Here is a 13,197-nt window from a genome sequence, read left to right as displayed (position 1 = left end):
TTCAGGTAACTTACCCTAGGGTCATTTACCTCAGGGTAAGATAACCGCCGTGACAGAAGCAAGGGCCGTCGGCACGAAGGGCGTGCCCCGCGAAGAGCGGGAAACCCAGATCGTGCGCGCCGGTACGGAGGAGTTCGGCAGGAACGGGTACGCCGGGGCGTCGATGGTGGAGATCGCGCGTCGGGTCGGTGTCACGAAACCCTTGCTGTACCAGTACTTCGGCTCGAAGGACGGGCTCTACCTCGCCTGCCTGAACCGGGCGGGGGACAGGCTGACCGAAGGTGTCGCCGAGACGATGGCGCAGGAGAGCGAGCCGCCCGAGCGGATGCCGCTGGCGGTGCTTTCGGCCATTTTCCAGACGTTCGACCACGACCGCTACGCCTGGAAGCTGCTGCGTGACCCGACGGTGCCGTCGAGCGGCGAGATCGCCGGTGTCGCGACCGATTACCGCTTCCGGCTCGACGGATTCGCGCTGATCGGCGCCGCCCAGCTGATGCGTTCCCGCGGGCTCGACGACGAACGTGACATCGAGGCGATCGCGCAGGTGTGGACCGGGGTGGTCGATTCGCTGATCAGCTGGTGGATCGACCAGCCGGATCAGGACGCGGCGGCGATGACGGCGCGCTGCGAGCGGATCATGCGGAACCTGTTCGGCTGGTGAGCGACGCTGCCGCCGCCTCGCAGTCGGCGAAGGCGAGTGGCGGGCGGTCGTCCAGCGGGAACCAGGCGAACTCGGAATTCTCCTCCGACAGCACGATTTCGGCGTCCGGTGGGAGTTCGCAGGTGAAGGCGAGCCCGATCGTCATCAGGCCCGTGTCGCCGTAAGCGGACGAGTACGACCCGACGAACCGGAGATTCCGGAGTTCACAGCCGATCTCTTCGAGACCTTCGCGAACGAGGTTCTCTTCGGCGGTCTCGGTTCCGGAAAGGAATCCGCCGACGGTGTCCCAGCTGCCCTTGCGGGGCTCGTGTGCCCTGCGCAGCAACAGGATCCGGTCGCCGTCGAGGACCAGGCCGACCGTGGTCGGCAGCGGGTTGTCGTATTTGACGAAGCCGCACTCGGGGCACTCGGCGTGGGTCTCCCGGCCATCGCCGGTGAGCCGGGTCCGGTTTCCGCAGCGCGGGCAGAACGTCCAGTCCTTCACCGGCCGAAGTCTAAAGGCCGGTGAAGGACCGGACATCAGGAACTCACGAGCAACGCCAGTACGAAGGCCGGGGAAGGCCCATCGGGGTGGCGATGATCGCGCCGTCCGCTGTCACATCCGCGTTCGCGCTGTACGGCTGAGGGGATTCCGCGAATTGCGGCCTCGGATTGGCGAGCGTGACCTCGTGTCTCCCGTTCCGCCAGACCTCCGCCGCGCTTCCCCCGTACGCGCCGACGATGCCGAGGACGAGCCCCTGGGGGTTGGCGGCCCTCGCGGTCGCGTGGGGAATGGTCGAGACCACGTTGCCCACGGCGTCCCACACCACGCCCACTCGTTCGCCGTTCGCGTCGGTGCCGTAGCCGGCCGTCATACCCTCGTTGAACTGCCCTGCGGCGATCCCGCTGAGGCCGGCCGGGGCGTGAAGCGTGCCACGGGTACCGTCCGCGTGGTAGATCTCTCCCGTGCCGGAGACCACTCGTCCGGTCCCGTCGATCCCGACCGGGAAGCCGTCACCGAGCATCTCGTAGTCCGTGCCGCCCGCCCGCCAATAGATGATCTTCATGACACCGTCGACATCCACGAATCCCGCGATGTCGCCGCGATCGTTGATCCAGGTGGCATAGGTGTTTCCAGCAGCCGGTTTCGGCAGCCAGCGGTAGAAGGTCTTGTACACATAGGGTTCCGGCTTACCGGACGGGCCGAACCTCACCCCGGTCACGGTGCCGTTCGCGTTGATGTCACGCGGTCGATTCTCACCACCGCCGCGAAACCGCAGCATGAGTCGAGGCTGCTCGTTGTGCCAGATGATGCCGTAGTCGGGATCCGGATAGTTGCTGCCGTTCGCGACGATCCACTCGGTTCCGGCGGAACCGCTGACGTAGGCGAACTCGATCCCCGCCGGCATCGGCAAATGGGTCTGGCGCCAATAACAGGAGGTGGCCTCCATCGGTGACGTGGCCTCTGCCGTCTGCAGCCCGGTCACCGCCACGAGGAGCGCCGCGCCCAGGGCGGCCAGCCGCCGCCCTGGGCTTCGCATCAGAACCACCACTGGTTCTTGGCGCCCGCCACGAAGTCCCACAGCTGCACGACGCCACCGTCACGGCCCGCCGTGCCGAGGTCGGAGTCGAGGTAGCGGCCGCTGCGCACGTTCTGCAGGCGCAGGTAGCCCTCGGGGTTCTCGGTGACGGTGAACCACTGGTTCGACGCGGCGGGCAGGTAGTCCCAGAGCTGGATCTTGGTGCCGTTACGGTTGATCGAGCCGAGGTCGGCGTCCAGGTAACGTCCATTGTGGACGTTCTGGAACCGGAAGTGACCCTCGGGGATCTGGGTGACGTACCAGGCCTGGTTCGCCGGGATGGTGTTGTCCGGGCCGATGATGCAGGTCCAGAGCTGGACCTTGGTGCCGTTTCCGTTGATGGTGCCCAGATCCGCGTCCAGGCAGCGGCTCTCGTCGGAGGCCGGGCCGATCAGGTACGCCTGCTGCTGCGCGGAGAAGCCGGCACCGTGCACCTTCGCCGGACGCAGCGACAGCTGGCCGAGGTCGACGCGCTCGTCCGCCTGCGCGGCGGGCGCGCCGAACAGGGCCGAGAATCCGGCGAGGACGGTCATGGACACGAGGAATCGCTTGAGATTACGCATTAATCTTCTCCCCAGTTCGCGCAGGTGTCTCCACTGGGCCCCGACCAGGACAGCCTGCTCACCATGATCCTGCCGCCACCGGGCAGCCGCGTCAACGTGGTTCTTTCCCACGAAAACGCCACCCCGTCGGGGAATCCCGGACGGGGTGGCGGTCATCGGTGTCCACACTGGATACGGTCGGGGTGTCCGGCGCCGCTCCGGACACCCCGACCGCGACTCAGGTCGCGGCGTTGGAAGTGCCGCGAAGTTTGACGTTGGCGCTCGACGCGTTCTTGATCGCCGTCTCGATCTGCGCCATCGTCGAGGACGAGGTCAGGCCCGGAACCGTCGCCGTGTTCAGCGCGTACAGCGTGAACGTGTACGGATGGCTGGAGCCACCGGGGCAGGGACCGAAGTACTTCTGCGAGTTCGCCCCGCTGCCCATGGCCTTTTGCTTGGCCCCGTTCTGGTTCGGGACGGTGAAGCCCGCTCCCAGACCTTCGGGTAGCGATGTCGCGGACGCCGGGATGTCCCAGATCGCCCAGTGCAGCTTGTTGCCGCTGTTGGCCACGTCGGCGAAGACGACGGCGTAGCCCTTGGCGCCCGTGGTCCCGGGCCCCCACGCCAGCGGCGGGGAGGTGTCCTGGCCCGCGGTGCCGTCACCGGAGCAGGTGTACTTGCCCGGGATGGAGGCGTTGTCGGCGAACGCGGAACTGGCCAGTTTGAACGCGCCGGGCTGCGAGGAACCAGGGAACTTCAGGCGCACCACCACGTTGTCGATCCCGCTCGGCGTGCCACCGTTCTTGTCCGCGTTCGTCGAGGTGAGCCACAGGCCGCCGTCCGGGGTCTTGGTGACCGAGCGGAGCCTGCCCCAGCGGCCGGAGAACAGCGACTGCACCGAGCCGACGCCGTTGCCCGCGGCGTTGATCTGCGTGGCGAACACCTGCTCGCTGGTGACGGCCGCGACGTAGACCCAGTCGTTGACGATCTCGATCCCGCTCGGCCCGCCGGAACTCGTCGGCCAGGTCTTCTTCGGTGCGACCGTGCCGCCGCAGCTGCCCGAGGTGCCTTCACACTGGGGCCAGCCGAAGTTGCCGCCCTTCTGGATCAGGTTCAGCTCGTCCTGGGTGCCGTCGCCGAACTCCGACGCCCACAGCTGGCCGCGGGAGTCCCAGGCCAGGCCCTGCGGGTTGCGGTGTCCGAAGCTCCAGACGTACCGCGCGTTGCCGCCGGTGGAGAAGAACGGGTTGTCGCCCGGCGCCGAACCGTCGGGGTTGATCCGCAGGATCTTCCCGTTGAGCGAACCCTTGTTCTGCGGGGTGTCCTTGTTCTGTCCGTCGCCGGCCGTGGCGTACAGCTTGCCGTCCGGACCGAAGCGCAGCCTTCCACCGTTGTGGTAACGGTTCTTCGCGATCCCGGTGAGCACCGGTGTCGACGTCGGGGACAGCGTTCCGTTGTCGTAGGTCATCTTCACGATCCGGTTGTCGCCGGAAGCCGTGTGGTACAGGTAGATCGCGTGATCGGTGGCGTAGTTCGGCGAGATCGCCAGGCCGAGCAGGCCGCCCTCGCCGTTCGTCCCGACCGCGCCGGGCACCTTGCCCACGGTGGTCTTCTGGCCCGACGGCGTGATCCGCAGGATCTCGAAGCGGTCCCGTTCGGTCGCGAGCGCCGTGCCGTCGGGGAGGAAGTCGACGGACCAGGCGAGGTCGACCTTGGCGATGTCCTTGTCGTACTCCGGGATTCCGCCGCCCGCGTTACCGCTCGTCTTGGCGGTCAGCGCGTTGCTCGCCGCGGAGGCGTTGCCGTCGAGGTCCCGCGCCTTGGCCGTGAAGGTGTACGAGGTGTTCGCCGTCAGGCCGGTGATCGTGGCTTCGAGTGAAGGCGTCGTCGCGACCTTCGCGGTGCCCTGGTAGACGTCGTAACCCGCGATCGTGCCGCTGTCGTCGGTGGAAGCGTTCCACGCCAAGGAGACACTGTTCGCCGTCACCGACGTCGAGCGCAGGTTCCCCGGCACGGTCGGCGGCGTGGTGTCCCCGCTCGGTGGCGTCGTGAACTGCACGACATTGCTTTGCTGCGAAGGGTTTCCGGCCGCGTCGAAGGCGCCGACGGAGATGTCGTAGGCGGTGTTCGGCGTCAGGTTGTCGACGGTCGCCGTGAGCGTGTTCCCGTCGACGGTCTTGAGGATGTTGCCGCCGCGCATGACCTCGTAGCGCACGACGCCGACGTTGTCGGTCGCGGCCTCCCAGGTGAAGGTGGCCGAGCGTGCCTTGATGTCCTTGGCTGCCAGGTTCTTGGGCGGGGTCGGCGCTTCGGCGTCGGCCACTCCGCTCGCGGTGAGCTTGTCCGCGTTGGGACCGCCGTTCGCGGTCGTCGCGGTGGTGCGGATCTTGTTGACCCCGGCGGCGAGTGTGACGTCCTTGGTGACGGTCTTCCAGGTCGTCCAAGCGCCGGTGCCGGGGAAGGACAGCGTTCCGGCGGCGGTGCCGTTGACGCTCAGCGCGACCGGACGGTCGACCGTGGTTCCGTTGGCATAGCGGAAGGTCAGCGTCTGGGTTCCGGCCTGTGCGGCGTTCACCGTGTACTCGATGTGGCTGCCGGCGATGTTGTCGAAGTTCACGAACCCGGTGCCGGAATAGCCCGCGTGGTTCGATTCGACGGCGCCCTGGGAGATCGTCGCGGCTTCGGACTCGTAGTCGGTCGGCGCCGCGCCGGCGGGCAGGGCGGGCAGTACGGCGAAGGTGATCGCCGTTGCGGCGGTACACGTGAGAAGCGCGCGCCACGGTGGTCGGGGTGCCACTGGAGCCTCCATGCGTGAAGTCGGGTTAGGGAGGTACAACGGCGGACCGGGCGAGGCCCGGGGAGAGCGGGGAGTTTTAGTTAGGAAACTTTCCTATCTATGGGTCAGATCACACACCAGCGGGTGCTTCGTGTCAATAGTCGACCAACATCAACACGGAGTGTCACCTCTGACTGGCACATCCGGGTGTGCCCGGCCACCGGGACGCCCCCCAGAACGCGTTTAGTCCTCTCGATGCGGTCCTTGCACGTGCAAGGACCGCATCGAGAGGACTAAACGCGGGAGGAAGAAGGAAGAGGGTGTCAGCCGGCGATGTCGGCCCGCGCGATGACCTTCGTGATCCGTGCTCGCACCAAGGACTCCTCGGGTACGGCGTTGCGTTTGCCGTACGCCTCGGCCTGGTCCTCGCCCATGTACCGGCCACCGAGCCGGGTCGCCCATTCGAGCATCTCGTCGTAGTCGTCGTGCAGCACGGCCTCGGCGGTGAACTGCACGTACGAGTACGGCGGCTTCTGGTCGTCGACGGCCAGCGAGATCCGGCCGTCGCGGCGGATCGCCTTCCCCTTGAGGGTGTCCGTGCCGGTGGTGAAGATCAGTTCGTCGCCCTCGGGCCCCTCATTGAGCAGGAACCACACCGGCGTCACGATCGGGGCGCCGTTGGCGCGGACCAGGCCGAGCATGCCCGTCCGGGTGCCCTCGCTCGCGAACTGCCACCACTCGTCACGGCTCATTTCACGCATGAACCAGACGCTACCGGCGTCCGGAACCCCCGGCACCCCGGTCACCCGTGCGGGGTGCCGGGGGTGCCGACTAGCCTGGCCTGCTGTGCGAGACGACGAGCTGACCGGGATGGGGCTGGCCGACGAGGGGCTGACCCGCCGCCTCAAGGCGCTGGCCTGCACCGCGCCCTTGCACGACCTCGACGCGCGCAAGGCGAAACTGGACTGGGCGGACGCCACGATCTACCAGATGGCCGAGATCGCGCTGCATACGATCGACCAGGTCACCGTATCGATGGATTTCGACACCGGAGCCGACCACGAACAGGTCATCGTCCGGCTGCTGCCGTTCGTCGCGCTCCAGGCACCCGGCCGGACCCCGGACGAGCACGCCAAGGTCGCCCGCTGGGTGCTCGACAACCTGATCAACGTCGGCACCACCGACCGGGGGTTCCGCCGCGTCTACGGCTCCATCGGCCCGGGCGGCGGCTACCAGCGCCGCCAGTTCGACTTCAAGCTGCTGGTCGAGCTGGCCGCGCCCGACGGCGAGGTCTACCTGCGCGCCACCGACGAGGCGATCAACGTCCTGGTCGGCGCGCTGGACACCGACGTCGAATCCGCGCAGATCGCGGCCGAGGTCAAACTCGAGAACCTGATCAACCGCGGCCGTCTCGCCGACGCGAAGCTCGCCGCCGAGCAGGCCCGCTACCGCACTGTCCAGTACGGCGAGACGTTGCGCGCCAAACTCGACGCCACCCGGCGCGACGTCCGCGCGGTCGACTGGGAGCGTGAGGTCCCGGACCTGCTGGACCAGGCGCTTTCCCATATCGAGTCCCGCTTCCGCGCCGAGAACGCGATCCTCAAGAACATCACCGCGTCCCGCGACGAGACCGAGGACCTCGACCGCAAACGTCGTGCCGCCGAACTCGTCGACATCGTCGGCGACTGCATCCGGCGCCACACGCGGCTGCAGTCGAGGCTCGCCGACGCCGGGGCGGTGTTCCGCGCCGAGCAAGACCGCCAGCAGTTCTCCGGGCCGCCGCAGCGCGCGACGATCGACCTCTTCGGCCAGCTCCTGATGCCGACGCTGCGCCTGCCGATCTCCGACGCCGTCGCACCCGCCGAGTCGTTCTTCCACGCCGGGGCCGGGATCTCCCCGCCGACGGTGCCGTCGCTGTCTTCGCTGGTGTCGCTGCTGCTGCGGCCGGCACCCGAACGCGACCAGCTCGTCGGCGAGATCCCCGAACCGGAGCTGATGCCCGCCGACGTCACCGACAAGTTCGGCGACGAGCAATGGCGGCTCGCCGACGACCTGCTCGACCTGCCCGAGGTACCGCGGCGGCTGTCCGGCCTGCTCGAAGAGGCCCGCCGGATCGACCCGGCGCTGCCCGCCCTGGTCGCGTTGCGCGCGGTGCACGCCTACAGTCCCGGGGTCGGCGCGGCGCTCCGGCTGGGGGAGCGCCAGGTTCTGCTGGCCGTCGACGACGGCACGCTGCTCGACGACCCGGAGTTCGGCGGAGCGGATCTGCTGCTGTCGTCGGCGCGGGTCGATCGCCACGAAGAAGAAGAGGAGGAGGTCGCGTGACGACGGGGATTTCCGCAGGGGACGTCGAATCGGCGGCCCGGCTCGTCTCGTTCGGCATGCGCCCGAAGCAGCTGCCGTCGCGGGACGTCGTCTACGGCGATCTCGTCCGGCGCTACGGTGAGGACAGCGCGTTCAAGCAGCTCACCCACGCGGTCGCGGCCGGGCTCGGGCTGATGGTGCTGGAGGTCAACCTCCAGGCGGGCGCGGTGCTGGCGGCGACCGACGAGTCCGTCTTCGAGATCAAGATGGACAGCTACGCGCGCCAGAGCAAGATCCGTGAGCGCCGCGAGACCGAGAAGGTCCTGCACGGGCTCATCCACCTCGCCACCGCCGCGCTCGGCTACCCGCGCCCGGACGACCTCGCCAACGACACCTACATCGGCCGCGTCAGCGTCGAGCAGGTGGACGCGATGGTGCGGGAAGCCTGCCGGATCCTCGACGAACGCGCGGCCGACGCCGAGGCGAACAGCGACCCGCTGGCCGACGCGCCCGAACTCGAACAGGCCTGGCGCGCCTACGCCCGGCGTCCCGCGGCGGCGGCGACCAAGGACGGCAGGCTCGCGTCGGACACGACCCGCGGCATGGTCGCGCGGGCGCTGCGTTTCCTCGCCGATCAGGGATTCCTGGTCCAGGTCAGCGGGGAACAGGGCGGGACCTACCGCACGACACCGCGCTACCAGGTGCAGGTGCGCGAACTCGCCGCCGACGCGGCCTTCGACGATCTGCTCGCGCTGAACGTGGTCTCGGTCGCCAACGGCGGCGGGACGTTGCGCGCGGCCGCGTCGGACACGCTTTAAGGGGAGAAGATGTACGAGCTTTCGCGGGTTCGCCTGCACTCGGTGGGCCCGGCGGGCGCGCGGTACCAGGACGTCGTGCTGGACTTCAGCGGCGTCGGCGCGGCCATCACCGCGCCCAAGCAGGACGCGCTGTTCAGCGCCGGGATCCACCTGGCGGGGGAGGGGCCGCCGCGGCGCCCGTCGCCGGCGAGCGTGCTGTTCCTGGAGAACGGCGGCGGTAAATCCGTCCTGATCAAGCTGATCTTCTCGGTCATGCTGCCCGGCCGTCGTCAGGTCGTCGGCACGACGAACACCAAGGTGCTGGAGAAGTTCGTCACCGCCAAGGACGTTTCGCACGTCGTGCTGGAGTGGCTGCAGGTCGAGACCGGCCACCGGGTCATCACCGGCAAGGTGTCGGAGTGGCGCGGGCATGTGGTGTCGTCGGATTCGGAGAACCTGGTCGATTCCTGGTACGCCTTCCGGCCCACGCCGTCGCTCGATCTGGACACGCTGCCGCTGACTTCGGACGGCAGGCTGCTGACGATGTCGGGGTTCCACGACCAGCTCGACAAGGTGCACGGCGGGGAGCCGGAACTGGAGCTGTTCTGGACCCGGCGCCACCACGAGTGGACGTCGCGGCTGGACGGTCTGGGCCTCGACACCGAGCTTTTCCGCTACCAGCGCGCGATGAACGCCGGTGAGGGTGAGGCGGCGGACGCGTTCGCGTTCAGCACCGACGAGGCGTTCGTCGAGTTCCTGCTGCGCGCGGTGCTTTCGGAGGAGGAGCCGAAGGACCTCGCCGAGGTCGTCGCGACCTACGCGCACAACCTCGCCCAGCGCGGGGACCTCCTGTCGGAGCGGGACTTCGTCGCCGGGGCGCTCGAACTGCTCACGCCGCTGGCGGAGGAGGAGGGCGTCGCCGCCGCGTCGCGGAAGCTGGCCGACGCCGCCCGCGCCGAGATGCGGACGCTGGCCGCTCAGGTCGCGGCTCGCGACAAGCTGGAGAACGAGCGGCTGAGCGGGCTCGACCAGCACGTCGACGAGGTGAAGTCGGCGGAGAAACTCGCCGAGGGCGACCACCGCAGGCTCACCGCCGGGGTCACCGAACTCCGCCGTCTGGTCGGCAAACTGCGGCTCGACGAGGCGCAGGAGAGCAAGAAGCGGATAGACGGCGAACTGGCCGAAGCCAAGACCGCCGCCGAGGCCTGGCGCGAATGCTCCACCGTGCTCAACCACCTCAACGCCGCGCGCAAGGCCCGTGATTTCCGGGAACTGGTGGGGAATCGCGAGCAGAAGGCACAGCCCGCGCTGCAGGCGCGCAACACCGCCGCGGCCGCGCTCGCCCGGGGCCTGCTGGCGCTGGCCAAGAACGCCACCGATCAGGCGGCGAAGGCCGAAGCCCACGTCGGTGCCTTGCGTGCCGAAGCGGAGAAGGCCCAGGCGGAACGCGACGAGTCGGCGAATCTCGCGGCCTCGCGCCGGGCGGAGGCTCGCGGGCTGGGCGCGCGGATCGCCGAAGTCCGGGAGGAGATCGCGGAAACCGTCCGCTCCGGAGCGCTCAAAGCCGGGGCCGACGTCGCCGAAGCGGCGCGCCTGGCCCGGACCGAGTCCGAGACGACGGCCGCCGAACTCGTCCGTCGCGAGCAGGAACTCGAGCGGGTCGCGGAGGATCTGCGGGCCGCCCAAGCGACCGTCAACGACGCGCACCGGCTCGCGGGGTCCACAAAGGACCGGCTGGAGCGCGCCGCCGAAGAGCTGGACCGGGCCAACCGGCGCACCGACGCGCTCGCCGTCGAACCCCGGCTGACCGAACTCCTCGGCGCGGACGACGTCGCGCTGGAGACGGATCTTCCGGTGCTGCTGGAGCGCCTCCGCGAGGCGGGCATCACCGCCGAGAAGGAACAGACCTCCCTGCGGATGGAGGAATCGGTCGACGAGCGCGCGCTGAACGCGCTCGGCTCCGGCGGTCTTCTGCCCGCCACCGAAGAGGTCCAGGCCGCGTTGGACGCGCTGGAAGCCGCCGGGATGAACGCGTGGTCCGGCTGGCGCTATCTGTCTACTTTGGACAAGAAGCGCCGGGCGGCCGTGCTGGCCCGCGCGCCCCAGCTCGTCTCGGGGATCCTGCTCAACGAACCGGAGCAGGTCCGGCTCGCCGAGAAGGTGCTCGCCGAGCGGCGGCTGCTGCCCATGACGATCATCCCGGTCGCCACGACCGGGGCCACCACGACCGGTCGCCTTCCGGGCGAGGCCGGCATCGAGTTCCTCGTCCCGCCCAACCCGGCGATGTACGACGAGGAAGCCGCCGACGCCGAGCGTGAGGCCATCGCGCTCCGGCACGCGGAGCGGCAGCGTCGTTTGGAGACGCTGGCGACTTCGCTGGCCGATGACAGCGCGTTGTCGTGGAAGCTCAAGACCTGGCGCGAGGACTACCCGCCCGGCAGTATCGCGACACTGGCCGAGCAGTTGCAGAACGCGCGCACCGCGCACGAGACCGCGCAGACCGCGTTGGACCAGGCGGAGAAGGAATTCCAGCGCCTCGGGGAGAAGGCGACCGGACTGCGGGAGCGCGTTCCCGAACTGCGCACGGCGTCGGCCGAGGCGGGGGAGCGGGCTCGCGGGCTGGAAGCGCTCGCGACGCGTGCCGCGAAGATTCCCGAGTGGACGGACGACGTCGAGCGGGCGACCGAGGTCGCCGAACGGGCCGAGTCGACGGCGACGGAAGCGTCGGCGAAGGCGTCCCGGCTGCGTGAGCAGGCCGGCGAGGAACAGCGCACCGCCGACGGCCACCGGCGCACCGCGACGACCGCGAAGTCGGAACTGGCCGAGGTTCCGGGATCCAGCGACGTCACCGAGAACGACCCCGTTCCCGCCGAACCTGTCGACGCGTTGCGGCGTACCTTCGCGTCGGCTTCCGAGGCGTACGCGAAGGTCGAGGTCGGCAGCGACCTGCGGGCCGAACTCGACCAGGCGGAAGGTATCGAGGCCACGGCACGGGCCGCCGTCGACGCGCTCGACGACGCCGTCCGCGAGCGGGCGGCGGAACTGCTGGAGACACCGGACGGTTCCGACGTTTCGGCGCGGGCGGCCGCGCAGGCGCGGGCGAACCGGGCGGTCGCCGTGCTGGAAGACGAACGCACCGAGATCGTCGGCTTGGTCGCGACCCGCAAGGCCGAGCTGAGCCAGCTTCCGGAGCAGCCGTCGGCGCTCGCCGCGATCTCGTCCGACGCGCGGCCGAAGGACATCGAGCACGGACTCGCGCTGATCGACGACGCCAGCCTCGAAGTCTCCGCCGCCGCACGGAAGTGGGAGGAACTGCAGGAACGTCGCGCCGCCGCCGAAGCGACCCTGGAATCCGCGAAGACGTCCGCGTCCGGCTTCGGCCTGCTGGCCGAGTCGATGGCGCACCTTCTGTCCAAAGAGGATGATGAGGCGGCGTTCGACGGCGACGTCGAATCCGCGCGCACCAAGCACTCCCGGCTCAACTCCGCGCTCACCGAAGCGCAGGACGCCGCCGACGCGGGCGACCGCCGGGTGCGGGCCGCAGCCGACCAGCTGGCGCAGTACGCCACGGACAAGCGGTTCGAAAAGCTCAGCACACCGGTACGGCAGCAGGTGATCTCGGTCCGTCGCGACCAGCTGCCCGGGCACGCCGCGGAATGGGCCGAAGCGCTGCGGCCGCGTCTGCGCACGCTCACCGACGACCTCGCGCAGATCGACCGTCACCGCGGCGGCATCATCACCCGCCTGCAGGGCATGGTCGACGGCGCCCTGCGCACACTCCGTGCCGCGCAACGGGTTTCACGGCTCCCGGACGGCCTCGGCGACTGGTCCGGCCAGGAATTCCTGCGGATCCGCTTCACTGAACTCGAAGACAACGTGCTCGCCGAGAAACTGGGCGAGGTCGTCGACGAGGCCGCGGTGGGGAAGACCTCCGACGGCCGGGACGTCAAACGGGACGGGCTTTCGCTCGTGCTGCGCGGCGTCCAGGCCGCCGCCCCCAAGGGTTTCCGGGTCGACATGCTGAAGCCGGACTCCGTGCTGCGGACCGAACGCCAGCGCGTCTCCGAGATCCGCGACGTGTTCTCCGGCGGCCAGCAGCTGACCGCGGCGATCATCCTGTACTGCACGCTCGCCGCGCTGCGGGCGAACAACCGCGGCAAGGCACGCAACCGGCACTCCGGCGTGCTGTTCCTCGACAACCCGATCGGCCGCGCGTCGGCAGGCTACCTGCTGGAACTGCAGCGGGCGGTCGCGGAGGCGCTCGGTGTTCAGCTGATCTACACGACCGGCCTGTTCGACGCGGGCGCGCTGAGCGAGTTCCCGCTGATCGTGCGGCTGCGCAACGACGCGGACCTGCGGGCGGGGCGGAAGTACCTGTCCGTCGACGCGACCATCCGCAACGCGACCGACGAACTCGGCGACCCGGACGGTGTCGCGCGGCTCTCGGCGACGCGGTTGTTCACGCGGCCGGCTGAGGCTCCGGAGGACTCCGAGGAGGAGTCGGCGTAGCTGGGATCAGGTGGCACACCGGGGCACTTCCCGGCGGTGGCAAAGAGGG

The 13,197-nt window shown here is 69.3% G+C and carries 9 protein-coding genes; 4 read left to right on the top strand and 5 right to left on the bottom strand.

The window, feature by feature from the left end; all coding sequences use genetic code 11:
- The first annotated feature begins 49 nt into the window (after nt 1–49).
- The gene (locus H5J31_RS12455) at nt 50–661 is read left to right on the top strand and encodes a TetR/AcrR family transcriptional regulator (RefSeq protein WP_328701462.1); all 612 of its coding nucleotides are present in this window, start codon (nt 50–52) and stop codon (nt 659–661) included.
- On the opposite strand, the gene H5J31_RS12450 is transcribed toward H5J31_RS12455, so the two are convergent.
- From H5J31_RS12450 to H5J31_RS12430, 5 genes are all read right to left on the bottom strand, one after another.
- The gene (locus tag H5J31_RS12450; protein ID WP_181772680.1) at nt 636–1,145 is read right to left on the bottom strand and encodes an NUDIX domain-containing protein; all 510 of its coding nucleotides are present in this window, start codon (nt 1,143–1,145) and stop codon (nt 636–638) included. The genes H5J31_RS12455 and H5J31_RS12450 overlap by 26 nt on opposite strands.
- A gap of 43 nt (nt 1,146–1,188) precedes the next feature.
- A complete protein-coding gene (locus H5J31_RS12445; RefSeq protein ID WP_181772679.1) occupies nt 1,189–2,181 on the bottom strand; it encodes a hypothetical protein in 993 nt (330 codons plus the stop codon).
- Nucleotides 2,181–2,783 carry an RICIN domain-containing protein gene (locus H5J31_RS12440; RefSeq protein ID WP_181772678.1) on the bottom strand — a complete coding sequence of 201 codons (603 nt, stop codon included), beginning with the start codon at nt 2,781–2,783 and terminating at the stop codon, nt 2,181–2,183. The genes H5J31_RS12445 and H5J31_RS12440 overlap by 1 nt, the downstream gene beginning before the upstream one ends.
- Before the next feature lie 217 nt (nt 2,784–3,000).
- Nucleotides 3,001–5,559, bottom strand: a complete 2,559-nt coding sequence (locus H5J31_RS12435; RefSeq protein WP_181772677.1) for a PQQ-dependent sugar dehydrogenase — start codon at nt 5,557–5,559, stop codon at nt 3,001–3,003.
- 302 nt (nt 5,560–5,861) lie between these two features.
- Nucleotides 5,862–6,299 (bottom strand): PPOX class F420-dependent oxidoreductase, encoded by a 438-nt coding sequence (locus tag H5J31_RS12430; RefSeq protein WP_181772676.1) that lies wholly within the window; start codon nt 6,297–6,299, stop codon nt 5,862–5,864.
- Nucleotides 6,300–6,408: 109 nt separating this feature from the next.
- Here H5J31_RS12430 and H5J31_RS12425 point away from each other — a divergent pair, with 109 nt between their 5' ends.
- From H5J31_RS12425 to H5J31_RS12415, 3 genes are read left to right on the top strand one after another with little or no spacing between them, the layout of a single operon-like run.
- Nucleotides 6,409–7,863 (top strand): hypothetical protein, encoded by a 1,455-nt coding sequence (locus tag H5J31_RS12425; RefSeq protein WP_181772740.1) that lies wholly within the window; start codon nt 6,409–6,411, stop codon nt 7,861–7,863.
- Between the two features lie 56 nt (nt 7,864–7,919).
- Nucleotides 7,920–8,660, top strand: a complete 741-nt coding sequence (locus H5J31_RS12420) for a hypothetical protein (RefSeq protein WP_181772739.1) — start codon at nt 7,920–7,922, stop codon at nt 8,658–8,660.
- Nucleotides 8,661–8,669: 9 nt separating this feature from the next.
- Nucleotides 8,670–13,148 carry a hypothetical protein gene (locus tag H5J31_RS12415; RefSeq protein WP_181772675.1) on the top strand — a complete coding sequence of 1,493 codons (4,479 nt, stop codon included), beginning with the start codon at nt 8,670–8,672 and terminating at the stop codon, nt 13,146–13,148.
- Nucleotides 13,149–13,197 lie beyond the last annotated feature (49 nt).

This window comes from Amycolatopsis pittospori (assembly GCF_013870525.1).
GTDB lineage: Bacteria > Actinomycetota > Actinomycetes > Mycobacteriales > Pseudonocardiaceae > Amycolatopsis > Amycolatopsis pittospori.
The sequence above is the reverse complement of the archived record's forward strand: the minus strand, read 5'-3'. Positions and strand labels throughout refer to the sequence as shown.